This window comes from Phycisphaerae bacterium (assembly GCA_017999985.1).
Lineage (GTDB): Bacteria > Planctomycetota > Phycisphaerae > UBA1845 > Fen-1342 > JAGNKU01.
In genome coordinates this window covers 65,623-85,252 of the sequence record JAGNKU010000017.1, presented here as the reverse complement: position 1 = coordinate 85,252, position 19,630 = coordinate 65,623, and the positions used below count along the sequence as shown (strand labels likewise).

Genomic DNA, 19,630 nt, shown 5'->3' with positions numbered 1-19,630 from the left:
CTGCCTGAGAACTAGGCCTGGAGCGCGGGCGCCGGCAACAGGGCTGCCTCCGCGGCCTGCACCCGTGTTTGCCACGCGTCCAGTTGCTGCCGCAACTGGGCGAGCTCCGCCCGGGTCTCGCTCGACAGCCCCGCTGTAAGGCGCCCGCCACCGTCATGCCACTGCGCGGCGGCCCGGGCATCGAAACGGCCGGCGGTGACGTCGGCGGCGATCTGACGATAAGCCTCGCGGAAAGGCATCCCCTGCCGCACCAGCGCGAGCGCTGCATGCGTGGCGTACAACTCCGGGCGCATGGCCGCCGCCAGCCGGTCGCGATGAACTTCGAGACCGCTCAGCACGCGCGTGGCGACGGCGAGGATGTCCGCCGTATCGAGTGCGGTGCGGATGGCCGGCGGTTTGGTCCATTGAAGATCGCGGTGATAGCCGCTGGGCAGCTTCGCTGTGATGGACTCGATTTCCAGGACGCGAGCGCGGGCGCGGGCCTCATGTGCCCGCAGCAACTCCAACACGTCCGGGTTGCGTTTGTGCGGCATGAGGGACGAGCCCGTGGTCATCTCGGTCGGCAGGCTGCAGAACCCGAACTCCGCCGTCGAGAAGAGCAACAGGTCGCAGGCGAGCTTGGCGACCAGCGCAGCGATGTCCGCGGCCACGCGTGCAAAGTACAGCTCCATACGGCCGCGGCTGTTCTGCACATCGAGCGGGTTGCGCTGGACGCGCGTGAAGCCGAGCAGCGCGGCGGTGTATGACCGATCCAGCGGCAGCGGCACGCCATAGCCCGCCCCCGTACCCAGCGGACAGGCATCCAGTCGCCGCAGGAGATCGAGGCCGGCGTGCATCTGCTCCAACGCCGCCTCGACGTGAGCGTGCAGCCAGAGGCCGATGCTGGACGGCATCGCGGCTTGCATGTGCGTGTAGCCGGGCATCGGGATATCGCCGTCGCGGTCGATGCGTTCCAGCGCCGCCGCCGCGAAGTCGTGCAGTCGCGCCAGCCAATGCAGTGTGAAGTGTCGCAGGAACAGGCGCAGCGCGGTGGCAACCTGGTCATTGCGCGAGCGGCCGGCGTGGATGCGGCCGCCGACCGCGCCGCAACGTGCGACGAGGTCCGCCTCGATCGCGGTGTGGCAGTCCTCGAGCTCCGGCGGAATCACGAACTGGCCGGCCCGGTCGCGGGCGTCGATGTCCGCCAAGCCCACAAGCAGCGCGTCCCGGTCGGCGTCCGTCAGCAGCCGCGCCCTTGCCAACGTCTGCACGTGGGCCACCGACCCAAGGCAGTCCCAGTGGACGAGGTGCTGATCCCAGGCAGGGTCATCGCCGACCGTGAAACGGTGAACGATTTCGTCCAGCGCGACGTCCTTGTGCCACAGGCGCGTGGGTGGTGACGGCGTCATGCCTGGCCCTCCGCAGTCGCGCTTACCGACGCGGCAGAAGCGCGCAAGTTGCAGTATTCCCGCGCAATCCGCTCGTATGCCGTGGCGCCGGCCGCCAACTCGTCATCGGTGATGAACTCGTCCGGCGTGTGCGAGCGGGCGGACAGGCCGGGGCCGATCTTCACGCTGGGCACGCCGGCGAGGAAGACCATATCGCTCATTGCGGGGCTGCCGGCGGGTGGGGTGTTCGGCAGCGCGCGGCGGACGGCTTGGACAATCGCGGCGTCGGGGTCGGTTTCGACCGGCACGAGGCGGGCGCTGTGGATGGCCAGTTCACTGCGCAGGGCGCGTGAGAGTCGCTCGTACAACGCCTGGTGCGATTCGCCCGGCGTCGTGCGGATGTCGAGATGGAACTCGCATGTGTCCGGCACGACATTGCGGGCGACGCCGCCGGTGATCTTCGTGACGTGCGCGTGGCAGCGGCCGAGCAGCGGGTGCGGCGGGCCCCAGTCGAAGTCGCGCAGGTGCACGAGGTCGCGGGCGGCAGTGAAGATGGCATTATCGGGGGAATCCATCGGCGTGTTGGCCGGGTGGGCGCTGCGGCCACGGGCCGTGCCGCGCAGGCTGAGCAAGCCCCGCTGCGCGATCATGGGCACCAGACCAGTGGGCTCGCCGACCAGTGCGGCGTCGAGCGGCCGCAGTTGGTCGAGGATCGTCGCCAGCCCCGCACCGCTGATTTCTTCCTCGGCTGTGAGGGCCAGCACCACGGTGCCCCCCAGCGGCGCACCGGCATTCAGTCGCGCGTGCAATGCGAGCGCGGCCGTGATGAGCGCCACGACGCAACCCTTGGCATCGTTGGCGCCCAGGCCGACCAGACGCCCGGCGACGCGGCGCGGCTGCCACGGATCAGCAGACCAGCCGTTGCCCGGCGGCACAGTGTCCAGGTGCGAGTTCAACAGCAAGCGCGGCCGCGCCGTGTCGCCCAGCTCGCACCAGATGTTGTTGCCCTGCCGGTGCACGGCAAGCCCCGCTCTTTCCAGGTCCGCCCCGACGAGGTCGGCCAGCTCGTGCTCCTGGCGCGACAGGCTGCGCGTCGCGACATAGCGCATCAGCCGCTCGATCATGGCGTCACCGCGTGCGGCGTGCCGTTGTTCAGCCCGTTGCGCTGCTGGACGATCAGGGTGCCGCAGCCCTCGTTCGTGAACACCTCGCCGAGCAACGTATCCGGTGCCAGACCGTTGATGATATGGACGCGCGGGACGCCGCTGCAGAGCGCGTCGCGGCACGCCGCCAGCTTGGGGAGCATGCCGCCGCTGATGGCGCCGGTGGCGATCAGCGCGTCGAGCTGCTCCAGGTCGAGATACGACTGCAGCGACGCGGGGTCGGACGGGTCGCGCATCACGCCATCGACGCTGCTGACCAGGAAGTACTTCGCCGCTTCGAGCGCGATCGCGATCCGGGACGCGACCGTGTCGGCATTCACGTTGTAAATGCGCCCGCCGGCGTCCGCAGCCAGCGAGCAGACGACCGGCACGTACTCCCCAGTCAGCAGGTGTTTCAGCACGTCCGCGCGCACATCGACGATGTCGCCGACGTGCCCGAAATCGACTTCGCGTGTTTCACCAGTCGCCGGATCGGAGACGGTCTGCGCCGGCCGCTTGCGCGCGGCGAGCAGGCGCCCATCCACGCCGCTGAGGCCGACGGCGGGCACGTCGGCCTTGCGGAAAGCGGCGAGCAGGTTCGTGTTCACCGTGCCGGCCAGGGCCATCTTCACGGCTTCGAGTGCGGCATCGTCGGTGATGCGCCGGCCGGCGAAGATGTTGGGCGGAGTGCCGAGGCGCTGGCTCAGCGCGCTCGCCTGCGGGCCGCCGCCGTGCACGACCACGAGCTTGATACCCAGTTGGTACAGCAGCGCGAGCTGGTCGACGATCCCATCGAGCAGCTTGCCGGGCTCGCACACCGCGCCGCCGAGCTTCACGACGAACACGCGGCCCTTGTACGCGCGGATGTACGGGACGGCGGTGCGGAGGGCCTTCAGGTTGGCTTGCAGGTGCATCGTGAACCTCGTGCGTACGGGCTAGGGTTCCTACTTCGAGCCATGCGACGAGCGTAGCAAGTGGCTCAGAATCGCCGCCTGCGCCCACATGCGGTTCTCGGCTTCGTCCACGACGATCGACCGCCGATCGTCCAACGCCGCGTCACTGATGACCACGTTGCGGCGGACCGGCAGGCAGTGCAGCAGCAGCGTCTCGGGGCCGAGATGGCCGGCGTCGACCATCCACGCGGCGTGCTGCTTGAAGCTCGCGCGCTGGGCGTCGGCCTGGCCGTAAAACCCGGGGCTGCCCCAGCTCTTCACATAAAGCACATCCGCGGAGCAGCCGGCGTCGCGCTGTTCGTGGGTCACACTGAAACGCGTGCCGGCCGCGGCGCACCAGCTCTGGGCGCGGTCCAGAATCGCCCGGCTCAGCTCGTAGCCCGGCGGGTGCGCGATTGTGACGTGCATCCCCGCCGCCGCGGCCGCCAGCACGGCCGTATGCGGCACGGCCAGGGGCAGGCCCTTCACGTGCGGCGCCCACGTGAGCGTGAAACGCCGCCCGCGCGTGCCGTTCAGCCGCTCGTCCATAGTCTGCCAGTCGGCGAGCCCCTGGCACGGGTGGTCCACGGCGGATTCCATGTTGATCACCGGCACCGTCGCGTACCGGGCAAACGAACGCAGCACGCGGTCTTCGGCGTCCTCGGCGGCGTCCTTCAGGGCGGCAAAGGTGCGCACCGCGAGCAGATCGCCGTAGCGGCTCAGTACGCGCGCGGCTTCGCGAACGTGCTCCGAGCAATCGCCGTCCATCACGACGCCGTCGCGATGCTCCAGTTTCCACGTGTCGCCGCCGACGTTCAGGCAGATGGAGTGCCCGCCGTAGCGCAGCATCGCTGCCTCGAACGAGGTGCGTGTCCGTAGCGACGGATTGAAGAAGACCATCGTGAGGATGCGGTCACGCAGGGCGGCGGCTTCCTTGGTCGCGGTGCCGGCCTTGAAGCGGCGGGCCAGCGCCACCAATTCAGCGAGTTCGCGCGGTTCATACTCCAGCAGGCTAAGCCAGTGTCGCATCGGTTGGTTCTCCCAGAGTCGCCAAGGCGGCGGCCAGTGCATCAACAGCCTCAAAGGGTAGATTGATCGGCGGCAGCAGGCGCAGCACGCGCGGGTCGGCGCTCGTGCCCGTGATGAAGCCGCGGTCGAGTAACGCCCGTTGAACCGGCCGCGCTTCACCGCGGACGCGCAGGCCGATCAAACAGCCGCGACCGCGCACCTCTTCCACGGGACCGGCGCGCAACGCGGTCTGCATCCGTGTGCCCAGCGCTCGCGCGTGCTCAACGAGTCCCGCGGCCGCAATCGAGTCGAGTACGGCCAGCAACGCCGCACACGCGAGCGGCCCACCGCCGAAAGTCGTGCCCAGGTCATCCAGTTTCACCCGTGCGGCCACCGCCGGCGTCATCAGTGCCGCCCCCATCGGCACGCCGTTAGCGATGCCCTTCGCCAGCGTCACCATGTCCGGCATGACGCCGAACTCGCCGGCGGCCAGCGGGCGGCCGAGGCGCCCCATGCCGGTCTGCACTTCGTCGTAGATCAACCGGGCGCCGACGGCGTCGCAGCGCTGGCGGAGCGCGGCGAGAAACTCGGGTTGCAGCTCGACCACGCCGGCGGTGCTCAGGATCGGCTCCACGATCACCGCCGCAATTCGTTCGTCGATTTGCGCCACATCCTCCAGCACGTTCGGTCGTAGCCGCAGGGTCGGGCAGAGCAGCCCGTCGAAGGGCTGCCGCAGGTTCTGCTTCGCCGTGGCGGCCAGTGCGAGCAGCGTGCGGCCATGGAAGGCACCCTCGAGCGCGGCGATGTGTCGGCGGCCAGTGTGCTGGATGGCGATCTTCAGCGCGTTTTCGTTGGCCTCCGCGCCGCTGTTGCAGAAGAAGACGTGCTCCAGTCCGTTCGGCGCGAACGCGCACAGACGCTCCGCCGCCCGCACACGCACCTCCAGCGGCACGACGTTCGAGTAGAACGACAGTCGCTGCGCTTGTGCTTGCAGCGCCTGCGCGACCGCCGGATGCGCCTGCCCCAGCAGGGCAACGGCATGACCGCCGTAGAAGTCCCAGTACTCGCGGCCGGTCGTGTCGCGCACGCGAGCCCCCTGCCCCGCCACGAGCGTAAACGGAAACTGGGCGTAGGTCTCAACCAAGGCCGGCATCTTCACAGGCACTCCTTCATGATGCCGTCACGCACTACACCGGACGCAGCGCCGGCACCCACAGGCCGGTCGTCTCGGGCAGGCCACACATCAGGTTCAGGTTCTGGATCGCCGTGCCGGCCATGCCCTTCACCAGGTTGTCAATGGCGGCCATCACGATCACCTGGCGGTCGCGCACAGCGAGGCCGATGTCGCAGAAGTTCGAGCCGACTACGTTCTGCAGCGCCGGCGAGCCCGCGATGATCCGTACGAACGGGCTTTCGGCATAGAACGCCGTGTACCGCCGGTGCAGCGCCGCTGTATCAAGCGGCTCCGGCAGCGTCGCATGCAACGTGAGAAAAATGCCGCGCGCGGTATCCATGCTCTGGGCGATGAAGCTCGTCTGGATGCGCGCGCCCGTGGGATCACCCAGGGCTTGGCGGATTTCCGGCTCGTGCTGGTGCGATAGCGGCTCGTACGCGCGGAAGTCGGCGTGACGCGTCGGATGGTGCGTCGTCTCCTTGAGCTGGCGGCCCGCCCCGGACGAGCCCGTCTTCGCGTCGATCGCCAGGGGTCCCACGTAGCCGCCGCTGACCAGCGGCGCGGCCGCGAGAATCGCCGCGCTCGCCAGGCAACCAGGGTTCGTAATGCAACGGGCGGTGCGGATTTGCGCGCGGAACAGCTCGGGCAAACCGTAGACGAACATGCGCCGCCGCTCGGGCAAGAGCGGCGTATTCGGGTAGTGGCGCGCGTGCTGCCCGGCGTCGGTCAGGCGCAGATCGCCCGATAGATCAATGACACGCAGGCAGTCCTGCCCGGGCACGCGTTGCACGGTGGTGAGCAACGCGTCGAGGGCGCTGCCACTGGCGCCGCGCGGGAGCGCGGAAAACACGACGGCGTACTCGCCCGCCAGCAGTTGCTCGAAATCAACCGCTGCCGTCGTCCGCAGGTCGTAGAAGCCGCGTAAGTGCGGGTGGAGTTGTGCCAGCGGCTGTCCCACTTGCGACGTCGACGTCGCCGACACGACTTCGACCTCCGGATGCTGCGTGAACAACCGCAGCAATTCGCCGGCGCCGTAGCCGCTGGCGCCCAGGATCGCCACGTGAATCGGCCGCTTCATGCCACCACCTGCGGGGCACGCTCGGCCAGCCGCGCCGCGACCAGGGCACCCAGCTCGCGGCCGTGCGTCCGGGCGTTGATCGCCTGCAATCCAAGCTGCTCCTGAACAAACCGCGTGCCGACCGCGTTGTCGGTCGTCGGGCCGGCGATCACGTCAATCGCGAGATCGAATCGCTCGCGCAGCAAGCGCTGCGCACCCCAGGCCCCCACCGGATCGGTCGCACACAGCACCACGACCGCGGCGAGGCTCTTCAACTCGGCATCCGCCAGGATCTCCGCGACGCCGTACTCGCCCAGCACGCCGTCGCCCAACTCGGCCACGATGACGGCGGCATCGGTGTGCGCGAGGTGCGTGACCAGTGTGCGGGCCACGGAGACGGCGCTGCCGGCGCTGGTCGACACACTGCCGGCGTCGGTGAACGACACGGCCCAGCGGGCGCCGTAGTCGCGCATCTGCAGCACATCGCGCCGCAGCGAGACGCCGGTCAGCTTGCACGCCCCCACCGCCAGCCCGCGCTTGGCGAGCTGGCGAATTACCTGACACGCCGCGGCGGTCTTCCCGCTGTTCATGCACGTGCCGGCAACGTAGACCACCGGCACGGTCGGCCGCGCGAGGCCGTCGGCGGTGATGGCGTTCATGCCAATATGGGCGGGCACGCCCGCACGGCTCTCGAATTCGGGGAACACCAGCACGCTGCCAAGCACCTCGAGGTCGAACGCGCGGCCGACGTCGGGGTTCTCGGACGTGCACTTCCCAATCACGCCGCCGAGGTTGAGCACCTGCAGGACGTCGCCGACCGCGACCGACGCGGGCACGTGGCCGGAATAGCCGTGCAGGGCGTTGCGCTGGCCGAGCACGCCGGCAATCACGTCGCCATCGTGCAGGGTGACCATCCGGCCGTGGATGTCCTCTAGTTGGTTGTACGTGGACTTCTCGCCGCGCACCTGCCCGGCCACGATGTAGCCTTCGCGCGCGATGATCTCCGGGCTGACGCGGACCTCGCGGCGCAGCGGGACGTTGCTCGTCGCCGAAGCAATCTTGTCAAGCCAGATGCGCACGGCTGCCCTCGCTTTCGGCCACCACCCGCGCGGCCAGCCAGTCCTGCAACCCGTAGAGCTTCGCGAACGCCGCCGCCTCGGCGCCGGTCCACAGCGTGCTGCCTTCGCCATACAGCGCCAGCTCCGGATTCATGAGCGAGTACGGGCTGCGCGCACCGAGTACGGTGGCCTGGCCGGCGTGCAGGCGGACGCTGACCGCCCCCGTCACGTGGCGCTGCGACGAAGTCAGGAACGCCTCCAGATCGCGCGTCAGCGGATCGAAGAACCGCGCCTCGTGCAGCAGTCCGCCATACAGATCGCCGAGCGTGCGTTTCCAGAGCAACTGCTGGCGCGAAAGCACGAGCTTCTCGAGCTCGCGATGGGCGGGAATCAAAACGGCAGCGGCCGGCGCCTCGAAAGCAACGCGTCCCTTGATCCCCAGAATCGTGTCGCCGACATGCATGCCGCGCCCGACGCCGTGCCGACCGGCGCGGCCATTGAGCGTCTCGATCAGCCCGACCATGTCCAGCGGCCGGCGGTCGAGCATCGTCGGCACGCCGTGGTCAAAGCCGATCTCCACGTCTTCCGGCGACGTTGGTCGCTGGTCGGGAGCAGCGGTGAGCACCCAGGCCTCGTCCGGCAGCCAGGCGTCGCTGCGGTGCGTCTCGGCGCCGCCGATCGTCGCACCCCACAGGCCGCGGTTGATCGAGTAGCGCGTCACTTGCGCGGGGATGTCGATGCCGTGGGCATTCAGATAGTCCGTCTCCTGCGCGCGGCTCAGGGTCTGATCGCGGATCGGCGTGAGGATCTTCAGCCGCGGGGCATATACGCGAAACGCGACATCGAAGCGCACCTGGTCATTGCCGGCGCCGGTGGAGCCGTGGGCCAGGGCATCCGCTCCGATCTCAACGGCGTACTGGGCGCAGCGGCGGGCATGGGCGACGCGCTCGGCCGCCACGCAAAGCGGATACACGTCGCCGCGCAGCGCGTTGGCGAAGATGAGGTAGCGCAGGAAGTCGTCGCACAGCTCGGGCCGGGCGTCGATCGTGCGGTGCTCGGCGACGCCGGCGGCCCGGGCACGCTTGGCGATCAGCGCAAGCTCATCGGCGTCGAAGCCGCCGGTCTGCACAGTGACAGTGTGGACCGCGTAGCCCTGTTCGCGCAGCCAGAGGGCGCAGTAGGTCGTGTCGAGTCCGCCCGAGAATGCCAGTACCACGCGTGATGTCATGTTGATCTTTCCAAAAAGGGGTTAGCCAGTCACCCGGGGAGTCGGGCGGCTAGACGCGCCGGCGCGCGGTACGGCGGCGGCGGGTGGCGTCTGCACGGATCGCAGCGGGGCACGGGCGCAGCGGCCGGCAGTCGGCAGACAGTGCACTGGATGTGATTAATTCATAATGGCGGCGACCGGGCCGGCACGCGCGACGGCTAGTCACCCGGGCAGGGCGCAGGCGACCACCGGCCCCGCCGGAGCCACGCGGCACCCGGCCGACGCACGCTGGGACACTCAATGAATGTCGCTCCTCGCACCCATGACCCATTTCGTGCCACCTCACGGGCGCCGGTCGCCGCGTGGCGATCGGCGCGACGGTCCGGCGATTCGGCTACTTGCCCATCGACGTTCCGGCCATGAATTAATTACTAATTCTGCAATCTTATGCGTGCCGCCCCGCGTGTCAAGGGGTGCGCAGCATGGACTGCACAAAAGTGCCGGAGAACCCCGCCGTCGCCCGCGCTCGGGAAAGGTGACGCCGCCCGGCCCCCGGTGCTCTGCTCAGTATCCCGCACGACGGTACGGGGCGCCAATCACCCACCGCGTCGCCTGCCCAGGCGCCAGGCGCGCGGGCAGGCCCGCCCCCGCGTTCACGCCGACTAGCCCGCGCTCTTCTTGCCCGCCTTATCTTGCTCGCTTTCGTCCGACTCCGCCCTCGACTTGCCGCCGGAAAGGCGCGTCCGCAATTCGATCTTCATCGGCACCTTCAGCTCGCCGCCGCCCGGCGCATCGGGGCCGCCCGTCATGGTCAGTTCACCGTTGATGGCGCCCTGGGCGTCACCTTTCACCGGCAGCCCGGTGTCGAGGTCGATTTCGACCGAGCCGCGCTGCTCTCCTTTCAGGTTGCTGCGCGCCTTGAGCAGCCCCATCGCGAGCGTCTTGTCCGGGTCGGACGAGACCTTCGCAACCACGGCAACGACGGCGCGCCGCCCACGCACCTCTTTCAGCGTATACGTGGTCTCGGTGCTCAACCCCAACTCCTTGCTCAGGGTCACGCGGTGGGACCAGGTATCACCCGCCGCAACCGGCTCATCCGGTAGCACTACCAGCACGTCGCTCACGGTCTCAATCATGCCGTCCGCGCTGAGTTGGTCCTTGATGCGCTCACGCAACTGCGCGCCCGCTGCGTCGTCCGGGATTTGCGCCAGCACCGCTTCCAGCAGCTCCTGCACGCCGGTGACTTCAACGATCTCGCCGTTCGGCCGCCATTGGACCGTGAGCGTGAAGCCGGCCAGGGCGGCCATGCTGCGCGCCGCCGGGGGCACGTCCGTGGGCGCATCCTTGGAGTCGTAGTCCACGCTGCCCGTAGCGCCCTTTTGCCGAAACACGACCCGCTCGAATGTTATTTGGGCGGTGATGCCCGCGGCGTCGACCGCCGTCGGCACCAGCGCGTGTTCAAAGCCAAGCGTCTGCTCCATCTCCTGTTTCTGGCCCAGCATTTCCTGCGTGATCTTCTCATCCGCGCGCATCCGCAGGTAGTACTTCTTCCCGACCTCGAGCCGGTATTTCAGCTCGACCTTATCCCCGGCCCAGGCCAGCCCCGCCCCGCCCAGCATGACCGCCGCCACGAGCCCGTTCAGCAGCCTCCGCGTTCGCATGCGCTTCTCCCGTTGCACACCGGCGTAATTGCAACTCGCTTCGAACGGCGCCCGCCGGACCGCCGTGGCTGCCAGTATACGCTGCCGCACGGAGCCCGCCACAGCGTGTCACCCCAAGTCCGGTCCCGCGACCCCGCTCCCCTTCCGTGAGAGGGCAGTGTGAGGGGCCAAACACCGCCGGCGTTGACCGCGGAGCGATGGCTGTGCGCTGGCAACTTTGGACCGCTACGGGCACTGCATCGGCAGCCAGTGGGTGGAGAGCAGCGTCACGAACGGGTTGATGTCGCTGAACGACGGGCACACGCCGTCGCCGTCGATGTCGCCGTTGGCCACCAAGCAACCGGCGTAGGTCGCTTGCCACACGGGGAAGTTCGACAGGTAGAGCACGAACGCGTTGATATCGACGAAGTCGACGGCCCCGCTGCAATCCAGGTCGCCGACGCAAACCTCGCACTCGTCGGGCACGCCGTTGCCGTTCGCGTCGAGACTCGTGCCGTCGAGCACGTCGCACAGGTCGTCCACGCTATTGCCGTTGCAGTCGATGAACACATCGCCGGGCGCTTCATAGGCCCCCATATCCACGATCGGCGGCGTGCCATTGCCCGTGTCGGGGCGGCAGGGCACATCAATAAAACGCGGATTGCCGTCCAGGTCGAGCGTGACCTCATCCGGCAGGGCCGCATTATCGCCGGCGTCGATGCAGGGCGAACCGTGCGTCAGGTGGAGATCGCCGAAATCATCGTCCGGCGTGCCCCATTGCCCGTCCGGGCCAGGGTCCGGGTCGCGCACGAAAAGTGGTTTCGCGTCGATGTTGCCAATGCCTTCGTAGCTGCCCTGAACGTCGCAGTAAGTCACGACCGGGCTGCCTGAAGAGACGTAGATCTCCTGAGGCGTGTTGGCCCAGAGGATGCAATTGGCCAGCGTTGGGTTGGCGGCGCGCGCGCATAGGCCCCCGCCGTCCGCACTGGCCGTATTGCCCGAGATCGTGCAGTTCGTGAGCGTTGGGCTCGAGAGCTCGCAGTATATGCCGCCGCCGCTCTGGAAGTTGGCCGCATTGCCCGTGATCGCGCAGTTGGTGAGCATCGGGTCGGAGCCGCGGCTGCAGTACAGGGCTCCGCCGTCATCGGCCACGTTGCCCATGAGCCTGCAACCGGCCAGCACCGGGCTCGCGTAGTACTCGCAGTACACGCCTCCGCCGTCGATGACGGTCACATTATCCGTGATCGCGCAGTTGGTCAGCGCTGGGCTGGAGAAGGCGCAATACAAACCACCGCCGTTGCCGTTGCTGGCCGTGTTGCCAGTGATTATGCAGTTGGTTAGCGTTGGGCAAGAGTGGTTGACGCAGGACACGCCGCCAGTGCCCCCATTTCGGATCGTCAGACTCTGCACGATTGAAGCAGCACTCTCACGGCTATGGAAGTTGAAACCCCGTCCGCTGCCCTCGCAGTCAACGATGCACGTGGTCGGATCGCCGCTCGCGGATCGCACCGTGATCGACAGGCCATGAAAATCGAGGTTCCGGTTTCCCGCGCCGGTATACACGCCGTCGGCTATGACGATTTCGTCACCGGGCACCGCGGCGTCGATCGCCGCTTGGATCGTCGGATACTCGCTCGGGACATGCAATCCCGAGGTTGCGCGCACCTCCAACAGCACGGCGCGCGGGGCATTGAAGGCCTGATCCGAGTTCACCCACACCGTGGCGACGTGCCTTCCGTGCGCCAACTGTGCCGTGTCCGCCGTCAGCGTCACCGTGTCGATCTCGCCTGTCGATTCCCCGCTCGCGGGATCGGCCGTCAGCCAGTCAGCCTTCCACGTCAATGCCCAAGCCAATGCGCCCGCACTGCTGTTGCGAATGCCCAACGTTTGTGACCCGCTCTGCCCCACCGGGACCACGAATGTGAGCCGCGCTGCGGTGAGGGCCAGCGTTGGCGTGGCCGGGTTGAATTCGTAGACGCCGATGTCTGCCATCGCCGAACCATCGCCGTCGCCGTCGAGCGGCCGGGGCTGCCCATCGAGGTCGCTCGGAGGCAGGCCACCGGGAGGGCTATTGCTGCCGGCGTCGATGCACGGCGAACCGCTCAACAAATGCGGGTCGCCCGGAAAGGCGAAAGCGGGGTCGGCGTCAATGTTCCCCGCGCCACTCCACCCGCCTTCCACGTCGCAGTACGTCACGATGGGACTGCCGCTCTGGGGCGCGATTGACCCCGGCGTGTTGGCCCAGAGTATGCAGTTGGTCAGCGTAAGGTCGCTGGGAGGATAACAGTAGACGCCACCGCCGGAAGAAGCGGCCAAGTTGCCCGCCAGCATGCAGTTGGTCAACGTCGGACCGGGGGAGCCGGAGCAGTTCACGCCACCGCCATAACGGTCGGCGGCATTGTCGGTGATTGTGCAATTGATGAGCGTTGCCCCTGAATTGCGACAAGAGATGCCGCCTCCGTGATTGGTAGCGGTGTTGCGCGTGATCGTGCACTCGGTCAACGTGGGGGAGGACGACGAAAAGTACACTCCGCCACCATGACCATTGCCATACGATTCCATGATCGAGTTGCCCATGATCGTGCAACGGACCAAGATCGGGGTCGAAGAATCAAAGCACAGTCCGCCGCCATCGCCACTGCCGGCCTTGTTGCCCGTTACCGCACAGTTGGTGAGTGTGGGGTCAGAGTACCCGCAGTACACGCCACCGCCGCTTTGCCCCGCCGTGTTGTCGGCAATAGCGCAGTCTGTGAATGTCGGGCTGGAATCGCCACAGTAGATGCCGCCGGCATGGTCGGCGACAACGTTGCCCGTGATCGTGCAACCAATCAGCGTGGCGTCCGACGAGGAGCAGTACAAGCCCCCGCCGTCGCCATACCCTCCCGTCGCGGAATTCCCGGTGATTGTGCAAGTGGTCAGCGTCGGGTAGGAGAACTCGCAGTACATGCCGGCGCCGATGCTGTACGTCCCGTTGGCCGAGTTGCCCACAATCGCACAGCCGATCAATGCCGGGCTGCTGGAATTGCAGTACACACCGGCGCCAAACGCGAACCTCCCGCTGGCCGAGTTGGCTGTGATCGTGCAATTGGCCAGCGTCGGGCTGGAGGTCAGACAGTACACGCCACCGCCGCCGTCGCTGGTCGAGGCGCCCTCCACGTGCCCAGCCGTGATCGTGAATCCGTCGAGCAGCGCCGTCGGACCGGCACCGCCGCCCTGCACGACGTGGTAGCTGTTGTCGCTGTTGTCAACCGGCGTGCCGATATCGCCGCTGAGGATCGTCTCGTAGGCGGAAATGTCGCGCGCGTCGGGCTCGGGCGCCCCCGGCCCCGCGTATCCGCCCGCCAGCGCCACGCCGTCCTTGAGCGTGAAGCTCGCCGCGCGGTCGCCGGTCCCCGTGGGATGCTCGGCATCGCGGTCCGGGAAGTACGTGCCTTGCGCGACGCGGATTTCGTCGCCACTCGCCGCGACCGCCAGCGCGTCCTGGAGACACGCGAAAGCGGTCTCCCAGCTACCTCCATTCCCGCCCGGCGACGCGTCGTCATCGACATACAGCGTGCCGGCCCCGGCGACCGGCGCGAGTGAGATCAACAGCCCCGCGCCCCAATGCGCAAAACGAAACCGCATGGCATTCCTCCTTCCCGGCCGCGTGTGCCCGCAGTCGGATAGCAGGGGCCCCCTTGGCCAGCGGCCACGCGACGCCCGTCGTCAGCGGCTGGACTCTGAGAGTGACCCCGTCGTGTGCAGCAACCCACTCGGTAACCGCCGGCGGCGCTGAGGCTTACATGACGGGCGTGTGTGCTCGGAGGCCGGACGGGCTCGCTTTCAGGCCCACGCCCCGTCCACTGTGCTCCCGCCATGACACACCACCTCCGCGTCAGCGACGTTCCGGTCGCATGCAAGATGATTGGACGCGCCGGGGGCATACAAGTTCCGACAAGTTTCAGATTTCTGACGAATTCGGGCGGTGCCCGTGCGCCCAGGCACCTCCACACCATGACACATGCTGGCCTATGGTCAGGGAACCGCCTCTGCGGCTCTCCGTTCTCCTCTCTACCGCTCTCCTGCTCTGTCGCCGCCACGCGGCGCTCGCGGCGACAAGCGTTGATAGTAGCCCACCCCGCCGAAAGCCGTCCAAACGATGCCTGAACGCGGCTCCGGCGTTGGCCAACCCGCCCGCGTTCGCGTTCCGCTGGGGACCACCGGGCGCCGAGGACTTCTGTGTCTGTTGACTGAACCACACACCCGATCGCGGTCGGTATGCATGGCACTGACCCGCGCGTAGCCGACGGCGATCTGCGCGACATGCAGAAACGCTTCGCGGCGACGTCGACGGCCTCGACTGGTGGTCGGGTAGTGACGCAACCGACGTCAAGCGCCACAAGCGTGGCGGATCAGCCGCCAACTTCGCAGGCGGTGGAGGAGTGGCCGGTTTTCATCGTCCACCGCTCCTACATCCCGGATGCGCCGCCCGGTCCCAGTGGCCTCGCCCCGGCATACCTGGCCAAGCTCGCGCGCCCCAAGTGGGCAGTCCCCGAAAATGGGCCGACCTACTTTGGCATGTATTTTGCAATGACTGGCTTGGGTGGCATCCACGTCGTCGCGGCGCTGGCTGTAACTGCGGCCGTGCTAATCACAGTGCTCCGAGGCCGTTCATTCGCCGTACTGACGCCCCGACTGGTCACTACCGCCGCCGCCTGGTGGTGGGCCACGGGGTGCTGGGGAGTGGTCTGTTTGCTGCTGTACGCCTGAAACTGAGCATGCCCGCGGCGGCGCGCGATAGACGCCGATGGCGGCCGACCGTGGCACTAACAACTCCAGGCGGTGCGGCCGCTCTGACCCAAATCTCAGAATCTACTCGGAACCACTTGAACTGCTTTGCTCGACTCGTTAGCATCGGCTTGTGGATGTTTACAGCCGATTCCCCTAAATAGGGGTGAGGCATGAGCGCATCCGAGCAGCCGACAGCGCGGGCAACCCCTAAACAAGTGTCGCCGGGTCTTGGCCGGAGACAGTTAAGACTTGGCCATGTTCGCTCCGTGTTCCGACTGCTCTCCGAAGTTCGGGACTTGGGGGCATCACCGATTGCCTGGCGACGGCACATGCTTGCCAGCCTTATCAGGCTAGTGGACGGCACGACCGGCATTGCCACAGAGGCAATCATCCCCAAGAATCCCGGAAATCCCAGGCTATTGGGCGCTGTCATCAGTGGGGTCAGTGACCCGCGGCTAGTTTCCGTTTATCGGGCCTTGGTCGAGCGGGGCGGATACGCATTTGACTTCCGACCAGAGGGCCTGGCTAGTCGGACGAATTCGACGCTGACGCGTACGCGCCAGCAGATGGCGCAGAATCGGGCGTGGCGCCAGCGGCCGGACCTCGACCCGTGGCGCACGCTGGATTGCGAGCATTTCATTTGCTCGAACCAGTACCTGCCGAGTGCCAGTTGCGTACATCTCATCATTGTGACCCGTTCGGGCCGTCAGGGACCGTTTGATGAGTTGGAGCGACGAATCGTCGGGTTGTTTCACGCCGAGCTCGGCCGGCTTTGGCGACGCACCGGCGACGACTCCAGTGCAGACCTTCCGCCGCACCTGGAACGAACCCTCGAATTGCTCCTCGAAGGACTGTCCGAGGGGCAGATCGTAGCCAAGTTGCAGCTCAGCCCGCATACGGTCCACGACCACGTGAAGCGTCTGTACGCCCGGTTTCAGGTCAACAGTCGCGCCCAATTGTTGGTGCGTTTGTCGCACTCCCCGTTAATCCGAGCGCCGCGCCTCTGCGTCAACCTGCTCAAGAGCGACGACGACCGCCGCTATGACGCGGTGGACACGGCGGAGGCCAAGGCCGGCCCTGAGACGCCGGTGCCCAACCTTGTCAACTCTGGCCCGCGGGCAGCCCAAGCATGATGCGCCGCGCCGTTTCATTGCTTCCTTCCGCACGATTAGGCCCCTGGCGGCCGTGAGGTGTGAGACCATGTCGGTCGTAACATCGCATGAGTTCCTCGACAAAGTGGTGCAAGCCACACCGGATGGCAAGCAGATCCGCAAATGCCTGCAATGTGGAACCTGCAGCGGCGTCTGCCCCTACGGCTTCGCGATGGATTACCCACCCCGTTCGCTGATTGCCGCGCTGCGAGCAGACGATTGGCACGGCGTACTGGAGAGCGACACGATCTGGTTGTGCGTATCGTGTTTCGCGTGCGCCAGCGTCTGCCCAAGCAAGATCCCGCTCACGCGCGGCCTGCTGTCGGCGTTGAAGACGGAGATGCTGGTGGGCGGGAGCATTCCCGCTGAGCTGCAGACCGCACTGGGGAACTCACGTCGATACGGCAACGCGCTGGGCGAATCGCCGAAGAAGCGCGCGGATTGGGCCAAGGACTTCACCGTGCCGGTGCCCGTCATGGCTGCGCACAAGGAACCGGTGGACGTGCTGTGGTTTGTCGGCGACTACGGCTCCTACCATCCGCGCGTCCAGCAGGTGACCCGCGCGCTGGCCAAGGTCCTGTATGTCCTGGATGTGAAATTCGGCATTCTCGGCCCAGAGGAAAACAGCGACGGCGACACGCAGGCGTTCACGGGCGAGTGGGGCCTCTTCGAATTGCTGGCGCGCAAAAACGCGATTGCCATGAAGAAATATACTTTCGGCGAAATCATCACGGCCGATCCGCACGCCTATAACGCCTTGAAGCACGAGTACCCGCGGCTCGGATTCGACCGGACGGTGAAACACCACACGCAGTACCTGGTTGAGCATTTCGATCGCATCAAGCCGCTCCTGCAAAACCGCGGTGCGCAGCGCGTCACGTACCACGACCCGTGTTACCTGGGGCGGGCCAATGACAACAACATCTATGCGGAGCCACGCCAGCTCCTGCAGGCTATCCCGGGTGTGGAATTCGTGGAGATGTCGCACAACCGGGCGCTGAGCATCTGCTGTGGTGGCGGCGGCGGCGGGATGTGGCTGGACGGCTTCTCCTGGGAGAAAGCCCACACACGCACCACCGAGTGGCGCATCAAGGAGGCACTCGCGGTTGGAGCCGACGTGCTGGCGGTGGCCTGCCCATACGAGACGCCCCGATTTGAGGACGCGGTCAAGAGTACCGGAAATGAAGGCAAGCTGGCGGTGAAGGACATCGCCGAGTTGCTGGCGGAGTCGATGTTCGGTTGAGCTGACAGCCCGCAGCTTTCAGCTCCCAGCCAGACTGCACGGGCGAAGCTAGCTGAGGGCGGATGGCTGGGGGCTGAGAAGGAGCGCCCGCGATGGACATCGTCGTGTTGATCAAGTTCGTGCCGGACCTGGTGGAAGACCTGGAGATCGACGCCGGCACCGGCCTGCTCGACCGCAGCTTCCTGCGGCTGATGCCCAACGAGCTGGACGACCACGCACTCGAGGAGGCGCTCCTGCTCAAGGAGCGGCACGGTGGCAGCGTGACGGTGCTCACGCTGGACTCCGGTGACGTGGACGAGACGCTCTTCACTGCGATCGCGAAGGGCGCCGATCGCGTGATCAAGCTCACCGGCGAGGGCTTCGATCAGGGCCCGAGCAACCAGCGCATCGCCGGGACGTTGCGGCAGGCGCTGAGCGGCATCCACTTTGACCTGATTCTGACCGGTACGCAGGCCGTCGATGACCTCGACGGTTTTGTCGGAGCCTTGCTCGCGGAGCAGCTCAAGCTTCCGTACGTGGGGTACATCACGAAGATCACCGCCGGCGACGGGCACCTGGTAGTGCAGAAGGAGTACCCCGGCGGGCTTAACGCTGAGATTGAAGTTAGCGGCCCCGCCGTGCTGGGGATCCAGGCGGCCGAGAAGCCGCCGCGCTACGTCGTGACCAGCAAGGTCATGGAGGCGATGAAGACCGCGAAGATCGAGGAAATCGCCGTGGACGGCGTCACGGTTGACACGGAAGTCCCGGTATCGGCAATGGCGGTACCGGAATCCGGCAGCCATGCGGAGATGATCGAGGGCAACGTGCAACAGGTGGCAGAAAAGCTCGCGGCGCTGCTGCGCGAGCGGGGCGTCGTGGCCTGACGAAGTGGCAGCCGCGGGCCCTGTGCCCGCCCGAGGATCGACCATGTGCGGTGAAGTGTGCGTCGTTGTGGAAACGCTGCGCGGCAAAGTCACGGACATCACCTTCACGATGCTGGCAGCCGGCCGTCGACTTGCAGATGGCCTGAAGACGAAGTTAACCACGCTACTCATTGGGCAGGACGTCCGGAGGCTGGCCGCTGAGCTCGGCATGGCGGACCGGGTCGTCTGCGTCGAGCATGCGAGCCTGGCCGAGTTCAACCCGGAGGCCTATCTGTGCGTCCTGACCGCCATGCTGGCACAACACAAGCCGCGGTTGGTACTGCTCGGTCACACGGCGATGGGAACTGATCTCGCCTGTAGTTTGGCCCAGCGTCTGCATTGGCCGGTCGCCACTTCATGCCGGACGTTTTCGCTCGACAGCGCGAACGTGCAGTATTCCGCGCCAACCTGCGGCGGAAAGCTGATCGCCACCGGACCGCTGCCCGAACCCACCTGCCTGGCAACGGTGATGCCCGGGGGGTACAGGCCGGATGAAGGGCGTGTTGGCAAGACACCCGCCGTGGAGGCGGTCGCCGCACCGGCTGGGCTGGATGCCGTGCGTACCCGTTTCAAACAGTATCTCGAGCCCCCCGCGACGGACGTAGATATCGCCAAAGAGGCAGTCCTCGTATCCGTCGGGCGTGGGATTCAGAACCAGGACAACATCGCGGCGGCGGAGAAACTGGCAAACGCGCTGGGCGGCGTCGTGTCGGGGTCGCGGCCCGTGGTGGACCAAGGCTGGTTGCCGACCACCCGCTTGGTCGGCAAATCCGGCAAACAGGTTAAGCCCAAGCTCTATCTTGCGATCGGCATCAGCGGCGCACCGGAGCACCTGGAAGGCGTACCCGAGGCCGAGTTGATGCTCGCGATCAACACGGATGCCAAGGCGCCGATTTTCGATGTGGCGCAGTTCGGCACGACGTGCAATGCGCTGGAGTTGATGCCGGCGCTGGCGGAGAAGCTGAAGAAATAGCCGCTC

14 protein-coding genes are annotated in these 19,630 nt (G+C 66.9%); 4 read left to right on the top strand and 10 right to left on the bottom strand.

What is annotated here, in order from left to right; genetic code table 11:
* Positions 1–11 precede the first annotated feature (11 nt).
* From argH to KA383_18100, 10 genes are all read right to left on the bottom strand, one after another.
* Positions 12–1,388, bottom strand: a complete 1,377-nt coding sequence (argH, locus tag KA383_18145; protein MBP7748040.1) for an argininosuccinate lyase — start codon at positions 1,386–1,388, stop codon at positions 12–14.
* A complete protein-coding gene (locus tag KA383_18140; protein MBP7748039.1) occupies positions 1,385–2,491 on the bottom strand; it encodes a M20/M25/M40 family metallo-hydrolase in 1,107 nt (368 codons plus the stop codon). Before KA383_18140 ends, argH begins: the two co-directional genes overlap by 4 nt.
* Positions 2,488–3,423 carry an acetylglutamate kinase gene (gene argB, locus KA383_18135; protein ID MBP7748038.1) on the bottom strand — a complete coding sequence of 312 codons (936 nt, stop codon included), beginning with the start codon at positions 3,421–3,423 and terminating at the stop codon, positions 2,488–2,490. Before argB ends, KA383_18140 begins: the two co-directional genes overlap by 4 nt.
* 30 nt (positions 3,424–3,453) lie before the next feature.
* On the bottom strand, positions 3,454–4,470 hold the full coding sequence (locus tag KA383_18130; GenBank protein MBP7748037.1) for an N-acetylornithine carbamoyltransferase: 1,017 nt from the start codon (positions 4,468–4,470) through the stop codon (positions 3,454–3,456).
* Complete coding sequence (locus KA383_18125; GenBank protein MBP7748036.1) at positions 4,454–5,602, bottom strand: aspartate aminotransferase family protein; 1,149 nt, start codon at positions 5,600–5,602, stop codon at positions 4,454–4,456. The genes KA383_18130 and KA383_18125 overlap by 17 nt, the downstream gene beginning before the upstream one ends.
* 34 nt (positions 5,603–5,636) lie before the next feature.
* Positions 5,637–6,701 carry an N-acetyl-gamma-glutamyl-phosphate reductase gene (gene argC, locus KA383_18120; GenBank protein MBP7748035.1) on the bottom strand — a complete coding sequence of 355 codons (1,065 nt, stop codon included), beginning with the start codon at positions 6,699–6,701 and terminating at the stop codon, positions 5,637–5,639.
* On the bottom strand, positions 6,698–7,759 hold the full coding sequence (locus KA383_18115; GenBank protein ID MBP7748034.1) for a hypothetical protein: 1,062 nt from the start codon (positions 7,757–7,759) through the stop codon (positions 6,698–6,700). Before KA383_18115 ends, argC begins: the two co-directional genes overlap by 4 nt.
* Positions 7,743–8,966, bottom strand: coding sequence for an argininosuccinate synthase (argG, locus tag KA383_18110; GenBank protein ID MBP7748033.1), 1,224 nt, complete (start codon positions 8,964–8,966; stop codon positions 7,743–7,745). Before argG ends, KA383_18115 begins: the two co-directional genes overlap by 17 nt.
* Positions 8,967–9,607: 641 nt before the next feature.
* Positions 9,608–10,606 carry a hypothetical protein gene (locus tag KA383_18105; protein ID MBP7748032.1) on the bottom strand — a complete coding sequence of 333 codons (999 nt, stop codon included), beginning with the start codon at positions 10,604–10,606 and terminating at the stop codon, positions 9,608–9,610.
* A 225-nt stretch (positions 10,607–10,831) separates the two neighbouring features.
* Complete coding sequence (locus KA383_18100) at positions 10,832–14,209, bottom strand: right-handed parallel beta-helix repeat-containing protein (protein ID MBP7748031.1); 3,378 nt, start codon at positions 14,207–14,209, stop codon at positions 10,832–10,834.
* 1,475 nt (positions 14,210–15,684) lie between these two features.
* Here KA383_18100 and KA383_18095 point away from each other — a divergent pair.
* From KA383_18095 to KA383_18080, 4 genes are all read left to right on the top strand, one after another.
* Positions 15,685–16,488 carry a hypothetical protein gene (locus KA383_18095; protein ID MBP7748030.1) on the top strand — a complete coding sequence of 268 codons (804 nt, stop codon included), beginning with the start codon at positions 15,685–15,687 and terminating at the stop codon, positions 16,486–16,488.
* A 67-nt stretch (positions 16,489–16,555) separates the two neighbouring features.
* Positions 16,556–17,749: a (Fe-S)-binding protein gene (locus KA383_18090; protein ID MBP7748029.1), complete on the top strand. Its 1,194-nt coding sequence runs from the start codon at positions 16,556–16,558 to the stop codon at positions 17,747–17,749.
* A gap of 92 nt (positions 17,750–17,841) precedes the next feature.
* Positions 17,842–18,612 carry an electron transfer flavoprotein subunit beta/FixA family protein gene (locus tag KA383_18085; protein ID MBP7748028.1) on the top strand — a complete coding sequence of 257 codons (771 nt, stop codon included), beginning with the start codon at positions 17,842–17,844 and terminating at the stop codon, positions 18,610–18,612.
* 67 nt (positions 18,613–18,679) lie between these two features.
* Positions 18,680–19,624 carry an electron transfer flavoprotein subunit alpha/FixB family protein gene (locus tag KA383_18080; GenBank protein MBP7748027.1) on the top strand — a complete coding sequence of 315 codons (945 nt, stop codon included), beginning with the start codon at positions 18,680–18,682 and terminating at the stop codon, positions 19,622–19,624.
* The last annotated feature ends 6 nt before the right edge of the window (positions 19,625–19,630 follow it).